Genomic DNA, 16,230 nt, shown 5'->3' on the forward strand with positions numbered 1-16,230 from the left:
ATGGCTTTGAAACTGAGGCGCTCGGCGGTGGCGAACAAGGTGCCCACCATCGCGCAGCTGGAGCTTGGAGAGCTGGCCGTCAATACCCATGACGGCCGGCTGTTTCTCAAGCGCGACGATGGCTCCGAGAGCATCGTCGAGATCGTCAACAGCGGGCGCGTGATCTCCGCCGGGACCGGTTTGACCGGGGGCGGCTCACTCGCGGCCGATCGCACGCTGGCGGCGGATATCGCGAGCCAGGCGGAGGCCGAAGCAGGCGCCAACAGCACCCGGCTGATGACGCCCGAGCGCACGGCGCAGGCGATCGCGGCGTTGGCCAGTTCCGGAGCGAGCACGCTCACCGCCGGTGAGACCATCCGCAGTCGGGTGGATGCCTATTACCAACGGACGTCGACATCCTGGGGCACACGGCATGCCTTTGATTTTGCCCAGGATGGCACGATCCGGATCAGTTTTGACGGCGCTTCGAGTTCGTCTGAACCTGCTTACTTCCGGGTGACGCGCCTGAGAAACGCCATCACAACGGTTATGGGAAGCTGGACGATCACCGGTACAGCATGGGCCGGTAAGTTTATTGATGTGGATGTGGCGCAAGGGGACCGTGTCAGCGTTCAGTCCCAAGCCTCAACGCGCACAAGCGGCTCCGACAAATCAACCACAACCTACTACGGATACGCGCGGATCCAGAACGCCCGCTTCAAGACCGGCGGTGAGAACCTCGTCCCCGGTGTCTACGCGCCCGTGGAGAATGACTGATGCAAACCCCTCAATATGTGACGGCGGATCAAAGCTCCATTCGCCTGGAAATGGAGGGCGGCGCGGTGCGCGTGGTGGATCGCGACGGGCCGTCGGATCTGTTTGGCCGTGCTGAAGCCGGCGAGTTTGGCGCCGTCGCGCCGTTCGATCCGGGGTTTGATGTCTCCCCACCCCCGGAGCCTGCCAGGCGGGTCAGCCGCCTGCAGGCCAAGGGGGCGCTCTTGCAGATGGGGCTTCTGGACCAGGTGGAAGCCCTGATGGCTGGCATGGACCAAATGACCCGGCTGGCCTGGCAGGAGGCGAGCACATTCGACAGGGCAAGCCCGCTGCTCAACGGTCTGGCGCCGTATCTCAGCTGGCCCGATGGCTCTGCGCTCACGGGCGCGGACCTGGACCAGCTCTTCCTTCTGGCCGAAACGATCGAGGTATGACGGATGCGCTATGAACAGGTGGAACTGGCCGAGGCGGCCGCGCACTTCGAGCGGCTTGCGGTGATCGTGGATGAGGTGCGCCGCGCGCGGGAACTGCCGGCTCTGGATGGCGGCGCGTCCCTTGCCGGATACGCCCGACGCGGCGACACGGCCGCCCTGGCCTGGGATGGTGCGCAGCTGGTGGGCGTGAGCTGCCTTGGTCTGTGCCATCACTTCATGGCCGGGCCGCAATGGCTGCCGATCAAGGTGCATCTGGTGCGCGCGGGCTATGATCTGTCGAGACTTGGTTGCTCGCACTTCGTCTATCTCAGCCCGGACTACTGGGGCGGGGGCGCAACCGCCGCCCTGACGCAAACCGCGCGGCGCAGCAACCCGCAAGTGAGCCACACGCTGTCGCACAGCTTCGCCACGCCGGCGCTCGAGGCCTGGGCGGCCGGTCTGCCCGGGATGGTGGAGTTGGGCCTCAAAGCGCCCGATGGTGGGCGCGTGTTCGTTTGGGCGTGTGAGTCCTGATCGTCGCCGTTCAAAGCGCGGATGCCATCCACAATTCGCTGCTCCTCCGTGCGTGTGAACAGGCGCTGGAAGCCCCCCAGTGTTAGCCGGTCCTGCTCCGCCACCTCAGGCGCGGGTGCAGCGCCACCGCGGTCAGCTCGCTTGCGATCGTGAATGACCTAGAACAGCGCTGTGCCGGTGATGCCAGCCGTCACCCGATTACCGCGCGGGCTGATGGCGTATTTCGCGCCGCGTTCGCCCAGCGACAGAGACGCCGTCGACTTCGATAGGTTGAGCGTGACCCCGGGAGGCAGACGGATGCGGCGCCAGAAGCGGAAGGGCATGACAGATCGCTATACTGGTTCAATCAATCACCGGATAGAAGGGTTGCCCCCAATTCTCGACTGGATTGTCCATCATGATGTCAATGAAGACGGGCATAAGGAAGCCGAGGATCGCGGCACCGTCGCGCACTTGCGCGCGGTTCACGCCGCTGTTCCAGGTCGCCCCGCCATGCACAAGCTGGTTGCGCAGCACATAGAGCCGGTCGAAAACGAAACTGAGAACCTTTGCGCTGTCGCCACTCTGAAAGGCGTGTGCAAAGCTGCGCGAAGATGTCCGGAACCTTTCCTCCCAATCCTCGAACCCGTCAATTCCATTGTTATGCTGCCAGAACGGATTGAAGACGAAACGGTTCTCCATGAGCGTGCGAACCGGACCCGAGAACCGTTGCCAAAGCGCCTTGTAGATACGCTGACCATTATCACGCGCGACCAGCTTGCCGAAATAATCGACGAATGCGGCCCGTTCGCCATACGCCACCGACTGGAATTCGCGCTCGTCCGCATAGACAGCGTTGAAAGAGATCCAGAGGAAGATGAAGCGCGCATCGTGATCGTCACCGCATGCCTCCGCCCGACCGATCCAACTGATGGCGCGATGCACGCGCAGGCCCATGGTCTCGGGGAATTCCACACGGATGGCCCGCTGTTTTTCCTTCAAGCCGCAGAACGTCAGGCTGTCAGACATCGAATTCCTCCGTCTCAAATACTCGTTCAAGGCATCGCGCCAAAATCGGACCTGCGATACCCGTCGACCATCGCCCGCAGCGCCTCCGGGGCAATCACCTCGACCTTGTTGCCCCACTGGTAGAGGTGCCAGGTCATCTCCAGCCAACCTGCCGCCTCGAAACGCACGACAAGGCTACCGTCATCTTGCGGCTCAAGCACTTGCCGGGGGTGGAAGTGGAAGCCCGTGGCGCGTTCGGCCGCCTCGGGCGTAAAGCGCCAGATCACCTCGCCGTATTGTTCAGGATCCTGCCAGACGCCGAAAGACCGCGCGGCGTAATCCGCGATGCTGAATCCGTCCTGAAGCGCAAAGCTCTCGTCGAGCACTGTCACATCGCGGATAAGGTCGATCCGGAAATTTCGCACCTCATCGACCTTTGAGGGGTCGCGTGCTGCCAGGTAAGTCCGGTGACCCAGCAATACGCCGTGCGGTTCCAGGATGCGGTTTGAGTCGTCCTGGTTGTAGCGCACACTCAGCCGAAACGGGCCGCGCAGCGCCTCGATGATGGCATCGAGAACGTCCGTCTCGACGCTGACTTTCGGGCCGGGGCGCGTGACCTGTCCCATGGCGGTCAGGACCGCCTCGGCATCGGTCTCAATGCGGGACCGGGAGGGCGTCTGAGCCAGCAGCCCCTCGCGCAGATCAGCCAAGGCGCGTGCATGACGCAGCCGACCCTCAGCCTCTGCCTCGCGAGCGGCGATCTCCAAGGCCTCTACACCTGTTTCGTGGTGAAGTTGCAGGCGGTCGAGACCGGATTCGATCAGCCGCCAGCGTCGTTTGCGATCCTCGCCATCCTGTACCAAGACGTTTCCGAAGGTCGCCTCCAGCGCGTCGGTCATGCGCTGCGCCGTCCGGTGGGACACTCCGAATTCCGATTCGATCTCTTCAAGGCTAATCCCGCTGCGACGGGCAGCAGCAAGTTTTGCTAGCCGGATCAAATCCTGAGCCTTGGAAAAGGACATACTCTTTTCACCACCTGCCAAATTTTGTCACCCTTGCAGGCTAGGAAGGTGGTTGCGTCCTGTCGAGTCGATTCTCTGAGGTGTTGTCGGGTGACGAGTTCAAGGCCCGACAGGCGCACCAGCGCGAGAAAGGAGTTGCAATGAACAGACAGGTGATCAGGATCGAACGGGTTTCTCCCCGTAAGGGTGTGGTAGAAGAACCCGACTTCACGTCGAAGGGTTATCGGTTGGGCGACCCGGCCCACGGCAAGCACAAACACCACGCTGAACACACGGTATATGTGAAAACACTGGATGAAGCCGGGGCGCTGATCGAGGAGGGTTTCTCGCTCTGGATGGGTGCGAAGGGGAAAAGGGCCTCTCTGATTGCTCCCAAGAGCCTCCGCATGGTGCGGAGCGGGGATGCCAATATAAGTTGACGGAGAGCTTGGTCAGCGCTTGCCGCATGACGGATCAACTTTCGATCCGACAGTTATTGACACCCATCGGTGTGTGTGACGATCCTGTAACCAGGAGGCGTTTGCACGGTTCGGGTTGCGCTCAATGGAGAATGTAGGAGTACATGCGGGAATTCGGCGGCAACATGCTCCTTTCGGCGAGCGACCTGATGCGGTTCATGGGCTGCGCCCACGCGACGACACTCGACCTCATGCATCTGCGGGGCGAGGGCCCGGAGCCCGGCGAAGACAGCGAGGATGCTGCGCTTCTGCAGAAGCAGGGGGACGCCCATGAGGCGGCACATCTCGAGCGACTGAAGGGATCCGGCAAGGGTGTCGTCGAGATCGTTCGCGAGAATCTGGCGCGCGATGCCGAGGCTACGCGTGCGGCACTGGCTGATGGAGCCGAGGTCGTCTTTCAGGGGGCGTTCCAGTCGGGCAACTGGGGCGGCTGGTCGGACTTCCTAGAGCGCGTGGAGCGTCCCTCGGCGTTGGGGGCCTTCAGCTATGAAGTGGCGGACACCAAGCTGAAGCGCCGGCCGCACCCGAAACACGTCCTCCAGCTCGTGCTCTACTCCGACCTGCTCGCCGAAGTGCAAGGCGTGGCGCCCGAGTTCGCCCATGTCGAGCTCGGCAGCGGCGAGCGCGCGACGCTGCGGCTGGCCGATTACGCCCACTATGCGCGAGGCGCGCGGGCGCGGCTCGAGGTCTTCGTGGCAGACCCGTCGCCCACGCGCCCCATCCCCTGCGCCGATTGCGCGCTGTGCCGCTGGGCCGACCACTGCGCCAGCGTCTGGGCCGCCGAGGACAGCCTCTTCAATGTCGCGGGCATCAGCCGCGGACAGGTGAAGAAGTTCGAAGCGGCGGGGATCACGACGATGGAGGGGCTGGCCTACCTCGATCACCTGATCCGCGGCATGGCGGAGACCACGCGGGCAAAGCTCGTCACTCAGGCCCGCCTTCAACACGCCCGCAAGACGGGGGAACCTGCTTACGAACTGCGCGCGCCCGAGCCGGGCAAGGGCTTCGACCTGCTGCCCGAGCCGACATCCGGCGACGTCTTTTACGACATCGAGGGCGATCCGCATTACGAAGGCGGCCTGGAATACCTTCACGGCGTGTGGTGCGACGGGGAGTTCCACGTCTTCTGGGCGCATGACCATCGGGCCGAAGCACAGTCGTTGTCGGACCTGCTGGCGTTCTTCCGGGCGCGGCTCGATGCGCATCCGGATACGCGGATCTACCATTACGCACCCTACGAGATCACTGCATTGCGTCGGCTGACTACGAAATACGGGATCGGCGAGGCGTTTCTCGACCGGCTCCTGCGCGAGCGCCGTTTCGTCGATCTCTACGCCGTCGTGCGCGGCGGGCTGATCTGCTCGGAAGCGAACTATTCGATCAAGTCGATGGAAGCTTTCTTCGGGCGTAAGCGCGAAGGTGAGGTGACGACGGCGGGCGGGTCGGTGGTCGCCTACGAACGCTGGCGCGAGACGGGCGACCAACAGATCCTCGACGAGATCGAGGACTACAACCGCATCGACTGCATCTCCACTGAGGAGCTCCGGGACTGGCTAGTCGGGGTCCGGCCCGAAGGCCCTTGGCCGCATTTGGGCGAGGACGCGGGCGACAAGGAAGAGGCGGAAGACGCGGACCCCGAACAACTGCGTGCCATGCTCGCCGCATCCGGTCTGCCCGAGGAACGGCAGCAGATGCTCTTCAACCTCGGCCTCTTTCACAAGCGAGAGGCCAAACCGGCGCAATGGGCCGTCTTCGACAGCGCCGGGAAGGATGAGGACGAGTTGATCGACGACCTCGACGCGCTTGCCGGTCTCGAGGCGGTTGGCCCGGCGGAACCGGTGAAGCGATCCATGGCGCGCACCTATCGGTTCCCGCCCCAGGAAACGAAGCTGAGGGGCGGCAAAAAGGCCACGGTGCCAGTTGGTGACGGACCGCCAGCGACCGTAGAGATCACCGCGCTGGACCGGAGCGGGCGAGAGATCACTCTCAAGGCAGGGCCGAAGAAGGCTGATCTGCTGACCGATCGCCTGACGCTCCACCCGGATTGGCCGATTAACACCGGCGTCATCGCGGCCGCTCTGCGTGACGTGATCGCGGATCAATGCGGGCCGCGTCGGTTCACCGCCATCGACGACCTGCTGTCGCGTGCCGCCCCGCGCCTGACGACCGGCACGAAACCCGACCTTCTAAATGGCGCCGATCCGGTCGCTGGTACGATCGCGGCCGTGGGCGCGATGGACGGCACCGTGCTGCCGATCCAGGGTCCGCCGGGCACGGGCAAGACCTATGTCACGGCGCGCGCGATCCTGTCGCTGGTTCGGAAAGGGCACCGCGTCGGCGTGGCCTCGAACAGCCACGAGGCCATTCGCAATGTGCTGATGGGCTGTCTTCTTGCGCTGGAGGACGACGATCCGGACATCACGCTGGAGAACGCCGAACTCGCTCACAAGGTGAGCGGTGAAGACGACGGCTATCCCGAGGGATTCACCGGCATCACCCGTGCCACGTCCAACGACGATCCCGCGCTGACAGGGGCCCATGTCGTCGGCGGCACCGCCTTTTTCTTCTCGCGCCCGGAGTTCGAACAGACGCTGGACTGGCTCTTCGTGGATGAGGCTGGCCAGGTGGGGCTGGCGAACATGGCGGCCATGGGGCGGGCGGCGCGCAACATCGTCCTGGTTGGCGACCCGCGCCAGTTGCCGCAAGTAATCCAGGGGGCACATCCGCATCCCGCGAACCTTTCCTGTCTCGACTGGATGCTGGGTGATCACGCCACCGTGCCGCCCGACCGCGGCATCTTCCTTCAAACGACGCACCGTATGCATCCCGATGTCTGCCACTTCATCTCGGAGCAGGTCTACGAGGGGCGGCTTGATAGCCATCCCGATACGGCGCGACAGAAGGTGAGCGATACGCCTTGGCCCGAGGCAGGCGCTTTCTGGGTGCCAGGTGTCCACGAAGGAAATGCGCAGGTGGCCTTGGAAGAGGTCGCGGCCATTCGCACCGCGATCGACCAGCTGCTGGACGGTGCCTGGTCCGAAAAAGATGGCAAGGTGCGGCCAATGCGGGAAAGCGACATCATCGTGGTCGCGCCGTACAACGCTCAGGTCAATGCCCTCCGCGAGGCTCTGCCGGAGAGGATCCGCGTTGGAACCGTGGACAAGTTCCAGGGGCAGGAGGCGCCAATCTGCCTCGTCTCGATGACGGCGTCCTCGGCCGAGGAAACGCCGCGTGGAATGGATTTCCTGTTCTCACTCAACCGCATCAATGTGGCGGTGTCGCGGGCCAAGGGCTTGGCGCTGGTATTCGGCGCACCGCGCCTGCGCGAGGCGAAGTGTGAGAACGTAGAGCAGGTGCGGCTGGTGAATACGTTGTGTGCTTTGGAGAGTATTCCATGACCGCACTTACACAGTCCCGCCGAGTTGTCTTCTTCGACGCTCAAGGCGCGCCCTATCAGCCCGTCCGGCACGGCGACCGGAAGACGGGCCGTTCGGTCTTCAAGATCAAACCCAAAGGGGCGAGCAACCGCGCCGCTGAGGCACTTCAGACCGAGGATATTCTCGAGGTGGCCCGAGCCATGTTGGTTGACGGGCTCGCCGCACGGTGCAAGGCCTTGGGCGGCGGAGATGTGAATTATCTGCGCTACGGCGCAGAAAAACTACTAAGCTACGAAATCGGCCCGGAGATCGCTCAAGCGTTAGGTATTCCAGCCAAGGGGAGCGCTGGCGACATGGCCGTTGTCGTGTCCCGGAAAGCAGTCGAAGCGGCAATGGATGCTTTCGATCGCTACAGCCAAAATGGCGAAGAGAGCGAAATCTTCCGCCATTTCGGCGATCCGCGTGACTACTGGGTGAGATCCAGTCGTGATCGCGACAATCGCGTCTATCCCAGCAAGCCGATCGTGGGATACCTCCTCAAGAAGACCGAGCTGAATGGTGGATGGGGCCAGAAAGCTGATGCCGCAGCAAGACTTCACAACTCCGGCTTCATTATCGTTGATCAGAAAGATGAGCCTGTCCAAGCGCCCGAAAGATGCGAGCACCTAATTTCAGGTGCCGATCGCATCCGGTTATGTGCGCTTAATTACTTCATCGAGCCGGCTCGGGAAAAGGGCCTCATGAATGTTGCCATCCGTGCTGGAGACCTTGCCAGTGCAATGGGGCTGAAGAACGCTTTTCCAAATATCTGTCAAACTCTCGGGGGCGAGAAGCTTCAGCAACTAGCGCAAGTGCCACCGCCCATTATTTCAGAACCGAACCCTAGCAGCTCAACGGCATTCACCTACGAACTTGGATCTAAATTGGAAGCGGACACAATGAACCAAACGAGCACGACGATATCTGCATCCGCGACCAACCTCATCCTATATGGGCCGCCCGGTACGGGGAAAACCTTCACCACCGCGGCCGAGGCAGTTCATCTCTGTGGCGAACATGTCCCGCAACATCGTGCGGAGCTCGTGAAGATCTACCGAAGGCTCGTCGCTGCCGGTCGCATAAAGTTTGTAACCTTCCACCAGTCCATGAGCTACGAGGAGTTCGTAGAAGGTCTGCGGCCGGAGACATCGGGCGCAGAGGGGAAAGAACCTGAATCTGACGGAGTGGATACAGGCGGTTTCCGCCTCAAAGTTGAGGATGGCGTTTTCAAGCGAATATGCGAACGAGCTAGGCTCGACCCAGGCGAACATGGCTCGCGCCAAGGCCTCGATCGCCAACGCAACCTCTTCAAACTCAGTCTTATCGGTGCAAATTGGCAGGAACAGCTTTCATCCGCTTTGGCAAATGACAGGATCTTCTGGGGGTTTGGCGCGGGAGTGGACTGGTCGCCGCCAGAGTTCGAGGAGTTCGAAGCGGTCAAGCAGCGGTGGCGCGAAGACGACCCGCAAAAGCATGGAACTTCAGCGGACATCAGCGGAACGTGGTACTTTCGCGGGGCGGTTGATGTTGGAGACTACGTGCTTCTCAGCGTTGGAAAGAATCGCATCGTGGGCCTGGCAGAGGTCGTCGGTGACTACGAGCATGATCCTCGCGAGGACCGCGAGCATTCCCGTCGCGTGCGTTGGATTTGGCACAGTGCGGATGGCGCGCAGCGCTCGGATTTCTATCCTGAACGCTTCAGCGCGTTTCAGCCAATTTATCAGCTTGCCGCGGACCGCATTGACTGGGACGTACTTGACGACATCGCGTTTGGCGCGAAGCCACCACGCGAGCCCAGTGAAGCCCGCGATTACGTCTTGATTATCGACGAGATCAACCGGGCGAACATCTCCAAGGTCTTCGGCGAACTCATCACGCTTCTAGAGCCTGACAAGCGTCTCCTGGCTGATAACGAAATCCGGCTCACGCTGCCATATTCCAAGAGGCTCTTCGGAGTACCGTCGAACCTGCACCTGATCGGCACCATGAACACCGCCGACCGGTCGATTGCTCTCCTCGACACCGCTCTAAGGCGCCGCTTCACCTTCCGCGAGATGATGCCTGATGCATCGGTGCTGGAGGAGGCTGGCCAGAAATGCGGGATAGACCTTCCGGGACTTCTCTCGACGATCAATGAGCGGATTGAGTATCTTTACGACCGCGAACATCAGATCGGACACGCCTACTTTTCATCGTGCCGTTCCGAAGGGGATGTTGACGAGGTCATGCGCCACAAGGTCATCCCACTTCTCGCGGAATACTTCTTCGAGGACTGGGCCAAGATCGCCGCTGTGCTCGGCGATCTGGAAACGCACGAAGGTCCGATCACCGGTGGCTTTCTCAAGCGTGCGATCCTGAATGCGCCTCCGGGCCTCGAGGATGGTGACACGGTCCCCCGGTTTCGCTGGCAGGTCCGGTCCGTAGATGAGGGCTTCGACTACGGCAGGTTGGTCGGGACATGATCCGCCGCACAATCCTCGAATGGGAGCGCATCGGCTACGGGTCTGGCAACGCCGATATCCCGGAGGCAGAGGCAGACCGCCTTGCAGCAATCGCGCGGGCCTCGGCCTTTTCCGGCCGCGGGGGTGAGGGTGTGCTGGAACACGGGCGGAAAGGGCTGCGCGCACGTGGCGTCGTCGGCGTCATTGCTACCCCCGGCTGCCAACTCGAAATTCTTCCAAAGATCGAGGGTGACGGCGAAACTAACCTGTCCGATGCGACCCTCCGGACGCGCCTCATCCACATGCTCGCGGTGACCCACGATCTGCCGATCGAAACCGGGGCCATGACGTACCTCGGCTGGCAGCGCGATACCGTGCTCGAGCTGCTGATCCGCCTGTTTTGCGCGAAGCTCACCGACGCGGTTCGCCAAGGGATGCCGCGCCACTACCTCGAACACGAAGATGACTTACCTGCGCTTCGGGGACGCCTCGACGTTACACGGCAATTCTCCACACTCGCGGTCTCGCCAGAGAAACTCGCGTGTCGTTTCGATGCTCTGTCTCCAGACATCGCGCTGAATCAGGTCATGCGAGCAGCAGTCAGTAAGCTGTCGCGTCTGTCCGGCGCACCGGACAACCAGCGCGTGCTACGTGAGCTGAGCTTCGTGTACGCCGACGTAGCTGACGTTCCCCCAAACGCACTTCGGTGGGATCGGATCGTCCTCGACCGCACCAATCGTCGTTGGCGGGATCTCCTGTCCTTTGCGCGCCTTTTTCTTTCTGACCGATACCAGCAGACAAGCGCGGGGGCCATCAATGGGCACGCGCTGCTCTTCGAGATGAATGTTCTGTTCGAGAGATACGTCGAGCGAATTCTTTCGCGGGCACTAGCCGGCACAGGCTTACGAGTATCTTCGCAGGGCGGGCACCGCGACTGCCTGTACGAGGGTGACATTGGTCGTTTTCGGACGCGACCGGACCTCATTGTCCGGGACATTGACGGGATAGCACTGATCATCGACACCAAGTGGAAGCGCATGACCCCGCGGATCGATGATCCGAAGCAAGGCGTCAGCCAATCGGACGTTTACCAGCTAATGGCTTACGGGAGGCTCTACGGTTGCCCGAACGTCATGCTGCTCTACCCGCACCAGGGCGACTTGCCGCCCGGCCCGATCTGCCGAAGGTATTCAATAGCGGCGAAGGGAGCGGATGAGACGCTGATCGTGGCTACGCAGGACCTTGCCGGCACACAGCGAGACCACAGTGAAAGTTTGCGACAGCTAGTCGTCAATTCGCTCGTCTTCGGTGCATCTCTCCTCGAAGGAGTGGATTATGAAATGGTTTGAGCAGATGCGACTAGTGAATGCTCTGTGCGCGCTGCCCTTTGCGCGAACGGCTGAATGATGAAGAGCCTGTTTTCGAAGTTGAGGCGCAAGTTGGATGTATCTACGGAGACACCCTCACATCCAGATTTGAACCCACCGTCCGATTCGGGTGTCCCCCAAGCCGAATGCTTGCCCGAAGCCTCACAGGCTGTGGCCGGCTCGGAGCCTGGCGAACCCGCGGCCGCTCCCGCGGAGGTAATCGAGGACAGCCTTCATCCGGACCTGCATCTTATCGAGTCTCAGCTTTTCGCGGCGGATCTTCCTTACAATCCACGCGCCGAAGCCCCAATACAAGCGGATGTTCCCGCTTCTGGGCATCAACCGTCGACAGCCGAGGCATTCACAGAGCTTGAGGCGGAAAATGAGGTTTCGACTAAACAGGAGCCGGCCCCGGATCCCGCCTTGGCTTCACCAACTTCCGATGCTTCGAACTTGACTGGCGAACTCGACCTTGCTGAGGCGGATTACGAATACGATGAACTCACCGGTGAAGACGATGAGTTCGCTGAACAGTCCGACGACCGCTGGGAGGCTGCGCTTTCCTACGAGGTCGGTGAGGAAATTGAAGGCGCCCGCACCGACGACGCTTCGTTCGATGTTGCTGATTGCGGCGAGCTTCCGGAGTTCGATCTGCAAGAGATCGAGAACGAAGCTGAGAGCGCCCATTGGGAAGACCTTTTGGAGCTGGATCTATATGAGGAAGATCCAGATGCATCGGTTCCCTCTGTCGAAGAAGAGACCATCACCGATGATCACCTATTGGATGATTACGCCGCTAGGCTAGTCAGTCAGATGCGTATCATAAAGCTTGACGAGCGTTCCGTGCTTCAAGGTCGCTTGAAAGCAATCTTGGAAGAGTTCCCGTTCTCGTCGAGTTACAGGGCTCTCTCAAGGCTGGTGAGAGCTGGAAAAAGCCTCGAAGAGCTTGAGGATGCGTGCGAACTGAAATGCCTTTGGCGGGACTCTCCTTGGCTTTGGTCTCATCGGAAATTCAACAGAATGCAGCGCGCTTGGGAGACAGAAGAGCGCTCGAGCTATCGCAGCGCTCTCTCTTGGAAACTTGCATTGGCATTGATTCATCGGGTTGGCCGGGTAGAGGCCGAGAGAAGGATTTTCGACGATTGGCGAAACGAATGGCTCGCGATGCAGCCAGAGCACTCGAGCGAGGGTGTCCGTATAGACCCACGGTTCTGGAGCTATCCTGCTTTCCTTAATCTCGATTACGAAAGCATTGAACTAGCTGATAGTGAATCTTGGTATTACGAGGAGCCTATCGACATTCAACCGCCGAGTTCCTTCCGCCTTGAGGATAGCGAAGGTCAGATTTGGCGTTTCGAACCAAAAGATGGACGCTGCGACAGTGGCTTTCTGTCATTACTTCCACACTCCAAACGGGTAGCAGCACAAGAGGAAGCCGAGGCAAAAGAGGCAGGCAAGGATGCATAGATCGCTATTTCCATCAAAGGGCGCTCTCGTGAAGTTGGAAGACGACGCGCGCGGGGTGATCCATGATCTGAGGCCGAAGGCAGAGCCAAACGAGGCTCAACTCGCCATGGCAGGCAATCGCCGAGCATGGGTGGCGCTATCGGACCTAAAGCCCGCATATGCGCCTGGACAGCAAGTACAGCACAAGCCACCGCGAGGTCGCGGACTGAGCCTTGGGACCGGAGTTGTACTTGCAACGCGTTCGCTCGGAGGCTTCGAGCAGGTTCTCGTTCAGTTCGCAGAGACTGGAGAAACCAGGTGGCTGGACTGGCGTGTTCTCGCACAGGCGATGCCTGTCGAGCTGCGGATCGCAAAACGACAAACTGGCCAGCATATGAACCATGCAGAGCGATTCCGGCTCCGAATGCTGTCCAAGGCACTTCAGATATGGAATGCGAACACCGGAGCATTCGGCCGTCTCGACATCGACCCTCTGCCGCATCAACTCGATGTGGCGCGGAAGGTCGTAACTTCCCCTCAGGCGCGTTGGCTGATCGCCGACGATGTCGGGCTTGGCAAGACCATTGAGGTTGGTCTTATTCTTCACGCCCTCTCGCAGCGTAATCGCTGCAGGCGCGTTCTGATCGTGTGTCCTTCTTCGCTGACTAAGCAGTGGAAGGATGAGATGCGCGCCAAGTTCGGGCGCGCCTTCGAGATCTATCAGCGCGACTTCCGCCCCGAATTCGCCGACGAGATGCGACTGAGGGAGAATGTCATAATCTCGCTTGATCTCGCGAAGCGCGACGAGCATTTGGCACGGCTCATCGAAGCTGGCTTCTGGGATGTTATTGTGTTTGACGAGGCGCATCGGCTCGGGCGGTCCGAAACCGGCGAGCAGACGGAACGCTACGCGCTCGCTCACAAGCTTCGCGACCGGACCCACTCGCTGTTATTGCTCACCGCAACGCCGCACCAAGGTAAAACCCGTCGTTTCGCGGCTCTATTGGAGTTGGTGCGACCGGACCTCCTGCCTGAAATCCGAACGCTGGAGATGAACCCAGAGGTGGTTGGAGATATCATCATTCGTAATCGGAAGACCCGCGTTACGGATGCAGAAGGCAACCTGATTTTTCGCGGCCACGACACGCTTCGCCACATGGTAATCCCGTCGCCCGAAATGCGCACTGCGGACAAGGCGCTCCGGAGGTATTTGAGCGAGGGGTATCGCGCCAGTGCCGACGCGAAGGATAGAATGATCGGCCGAGCCATCGGGTTTGTCATGACGACGTATCGCAAACTCGCTTCATCTTCCGTGGCGGCAATCGAGCGGGCGCTAGAACGTCGCTTGGAGCGGTTGCAAGATTTCGATGCCGCTTCGGCGAAGGCGATACCTTCAGACGAGCAACTCGAAGGCGACGATAACCTTGCTGAAACTGGGCCCATCGCTGAGGTTGGCGCCTTCTTCGCTGATGAAGCAAGCGAGGTTCAGGCCGTTCTAAAACTCATCCGCGTGGCGCGGCAATCGGATGCGAAGCTGCAGACATTCCTAAATGACGTGGTTTCTCCGCTTCTAGCACAGGACCAAAACCTTTTGGTGTTTACTGAGTACAGGGCTACCCAGAGTTACCTAGCAGAGGCGATCGCACACGCATGTCCGGGGGTCCAAGTCACCGCGATCAACGGCTCTATGCCGCTGGATGAAAAAATAAGGAATGTGCGCGCCTTCAACAGCCGAGAAGCACAGGTCATGGTATCGACTGAGGCGGGGGGCGAAGGCCTAAACCTGCAGGACGCCTGTCATATCATGGTGAATTATGATTTGCCTTGGAATCCTGCACGTCTGGTGCAACGGATCGGCCGTTTGTACCGTTATGGTCAGACGCGGCGAGTCCAAGTCATCAACTTGCAGTCGGATGATGGCTTCGACAACAGTGCCATCACTTTATTGTTGGACCGTGTCAGCACGATTGCACAGGACATGGCAAGCGTTGCCGGCGAGATGAAGGACGCCTTGGCTGCGGAAGTGCTCGGTGAGCTGATGTCCTACATCGACATGGAAAGCATCCTGGAGCGTGCGACCAGCATGAAGATGGACCAGACGGAAGAGGAGATCGCTGAAGCCATACGCGAAGCACAGAAGGCGCGAGCGGCCGAGGACGATATTTTGCAGTTTGCATCCGCACACCAGACTCGCGTTTCGGGCGGCTTCGACTTTCGGCATATGGTCAGCTTTGTGAAAGGGATGGCACCAATCGCCGGATACGACGTGCGAGCTGAGATGCATGGCGGAAAGACGCTTGAGCTTGAGCTCGCCGAAGAGGATATCGGCCGTTGGCCAGAGTTCGGCCGTCGTAGCATTGTGCGGCTGACTGCCGACCACACAAGGGCGATCGCTGACCCGTCGCTTGTTCCGATGGACTTCGAAGCCGGCTTTGTGCGTGATCTCTCAGAGCTGGCCAAAGACCGGCTGGCTTTCGACGGGCTTTACGCGGAGGCCGAAACGGAAGCCGTTGCGGGTGAGGACGAGGATGTGGTCGCCGTTCATCAGGTTCGTTGGCAGGGTCTTTCTGGCGAGTTGCTGGAGGAAGAGCTGATTGCCCTGTCCGGCAAGAAGGACGGTGCCACGGAGCTGGCGCATGAAGAGTTCGCGGAACTGCTGCTAAGGCCGCTGGACAGTGTGCCGGCATCTACGCCCAGCGATGAGAACCGGTTGATCGCAAAGGCCTTTGCGCCGGCAGTGGACGGTTTTGTCTCGCGCTGGGCCGAAGCCGACCGCATGCCCTCGTCAGTGTTCCTGGCTGCAGGTCTGAAGAGGAGGCGTCAATTCCCCCGGACGTAGCAGGTCGAGGGCAATCCGGTGTGGAGAACGTCCGATCCCAGACCCATCCCCTCCGCCATTATCCCCATTGCGAACCAGTGACACCGCCCTGACGGGCACGGATTTTTCCGTGTTTTCAAAGGGGTTTGCGGGAACCGACCGAACCTCATAGGCGCGCCGCCAGGCCGAAGCTGGGCTCAGAATGGCCCTCAGTCTCAGTTTGGACGTCGTGGTGTTGAAGGACTGCGTGACGGACACGAAGGTGACGCAGTGTTTGCTGTCTGACGTCAGCACCTTTGGGACAGATTTGAGGATTTGAACAACGGAGGGTTCCTGGTTCATCATAGCCTTTAAGGAGCGAAGATGAACAAGAAGCCCGGAACATCGAAAGACGCAGCTGACAAGCTGGTCAAAAACATCCGCCGCAAGACCCGCCAGACCTACTCGGCGGAGGAGAAGATCCGCATTGTTTTGGCCGGATTGCGCGGGGAGGAAAGCATCTCGGCGTTATGTCGCCGCGAGGGTATCTCTGACAGCCTGTATTACACTTGGTCGAAGGAATTCCTTGAGGCTGG

At 60.5% G+C, this 16,230-nt stretch carries 13 protein-coding genes; 10 read left to right on the forward strand and 3 right to left on the reverse strand.

All coding sequences use genetic code 11. The features are described 5' to 3' along the window. From BMW66_RS12830 to BMW66_RS12840, 3 genes are read left to right on the forward strand one after another with little or no spacing between them, the layout of a single operon-like run. Positions 1 to 756, forward strand: coding sequence for a hypothetical protein (locus tag BMW66_RS12830; protein ID WP_093119094.1), 756 nt, complete (start codon positions 1 to 3; stop codon positions 754 to 756). Beyond that, entirely contained in the window at positions 756 to 1,187 is a 432-nt protein-coding gene (locus BMW66_RS12835; RefSeq protein ID WP_093119096.1) for a hypothetical protein, read from the forward strand. The genes BMW66_RS12830 and BMW66_RS12835 overlap by 1 nt, the downstream gene beginning before the upstream one ends. Before the next feature lie 3 nt (positions 1,188 to 1,190). Continuing rightward, complete coding sequence (locus BMW66_RS12840) at positions 1,191 to 1,700, forward strand: hypothetical protein (RefSeq protein WP_093119098.1); 510 nt, start codon at positions 1,191 to 1,193, stop codon at positions 1,698 to 1,700. 158 nt (positions 1,701 to 1,858) lie between these two features. Here BMW66_RS12840 and BMW66_RS12845 read toward each other — a convergent pair whose 3' ends face one another. The 3 genes from BMW66_RS12845 to BMW66_RS12855 are packed head-to-tail and all read right to left on the reverse strand — an operon-like array spanning position 1,859 to position 3,586. Next, on the reverse strand, positions 1,859 to 2,023 hold the full coding sequence (locus tag BMW66_RS12845) for a DUF4236 domain-containing protein (RefSeq protein ID WP_093119100.1): 165 nt from the start codon (positions 2,021 to 2,023) through the stop codon (positions 1,859 to 1,861). A gap of 19 nt (positions 2,024 to 2,042) precedes the next feature. Then, positions 2,043 to 2,708, reverse strand: a complete 666-nt coding sequence (locus BMW66_RS12850; RefSeq protein WP_217639309.1) for a HEPN domain-containing protein — start codon at positions 2,706 to 2,708, stop codon at positions 2,043 to 2,045. Between the two features lie 26 nt (positions 2,709 to 2,734). Further along, positions 2,735 to 3,586 (reverse strand): helix-turn-helix transcriptional regulator, encoded by an 852-nt coding sequence (locus BMW66_RS12855; protein ID WP_245729476.1) that lies wholly within the window; start codon positions 3,584 to 3,586, stop codon positions 2,735 to 2,737. A gap of 263 nt (positions 3,587 to 3,849) precedes the next feature. Here BMW66_RS12855 and BMW66_RS12860 point away from each other — a divergent pair, with 263 nt between their 5' ends. From BMW66_RS12860 to BMW66_RS12890, 7 genes are all read left to right on the forward strand, one after another. After that, positions 3,850 to 4,128, forward strand: coding sequence for a hypothetical protein (locus tag BMW66_RS12860; protein WP_093119103.1), 279 nt, complete (start codon positions 3,850 to 3,852; stop codon positions 4,126 to 4,128). A 143-nt stretch (positions 4,129 to 4,271) separates the two neighbouring features. Then, the gene (locus BMW66_RS12865; protein ID WP_093119104.1) at positions 4,272 to 7,565 is read left to right on the forward strand and encodes a TM0106 family RecB-like putative nuclease; all 3,294 of its coding nucleotides are present in this window, start codon (positions 4,272 to 4,274) and stop codon (positions 7,563 to 7,565) included. After that, the gene (locus BMW66_RS12870) at positions 7,562 to 10,045 is read left to right on the forward strand and encodes an AAA family ATPase (RefSeq protein ID WP_093119105.1); all 2,484 of its coding nucleotides are present in this window, start codon (positions 7,562 to 7,564) and stop codon (positions 10,043 to 10,045) included. Before BMW66_RS12865 ends, BMW66_RS12870 begins: the two co-directional genes overlap by 4 nt. After that, a complete protein-coding gene (locus tag BMW66_RS12875; RefSeq protein WP_093119106.1) occupies positions 10,042 to 11,373 on the forward strand; it encodes an McrC family protein in 1,332 nt (443 codons plus the stop codon). The genes BMW66_RS12870 and BMW66_RS12875 overlap by 4 nt, the downstream gene beginning before the upstream one ends. A gap of 54 nt (positions 11,374 to 11,427) precedes the next feature. Then, entirely contained in the window at positions 11,428 to 12,858 is a 1,431-nt protein-coding gene (locus BMW66_RS12880) for a hypothetical protein (protein WP_139196177.1), read from the forward strand. Positions 12,859 to 12,886: 28 nt separating this feature from the next. Continuing rightward, positions 12,887 to 15,676 carry a DEAD/DEAH box helicase gene (locus tag BMW66_RS12885; protein ID WP_175483242.1) on the forward strand — a complete coding sequence of 930 codons (2,790 nt, stop codon included), beginning with the start codon at positions 12,887 to 12,889 and terminating at the stop codon, positions 15,674 to 15,676. 342 nt (positions 15,677 to 16,018) lie between these two features. Next, the coding region (locus BMW66_RS12890) for a transposase (RefSeq protein WP_139196178.1) at positions 16,019 to 16,230 on the forward strand (212 nt) is incomplete at its 3' end.

The organism is Salinihabitans flavidus (genome assembly GCF_900110425.1).
GTDB lineage: Bacteria > Pseudomonadota > Alphaproteobacteria > Rhodobacterales > Rhodobacteraceae > Salinihabitans > Salinihabitans flavidus.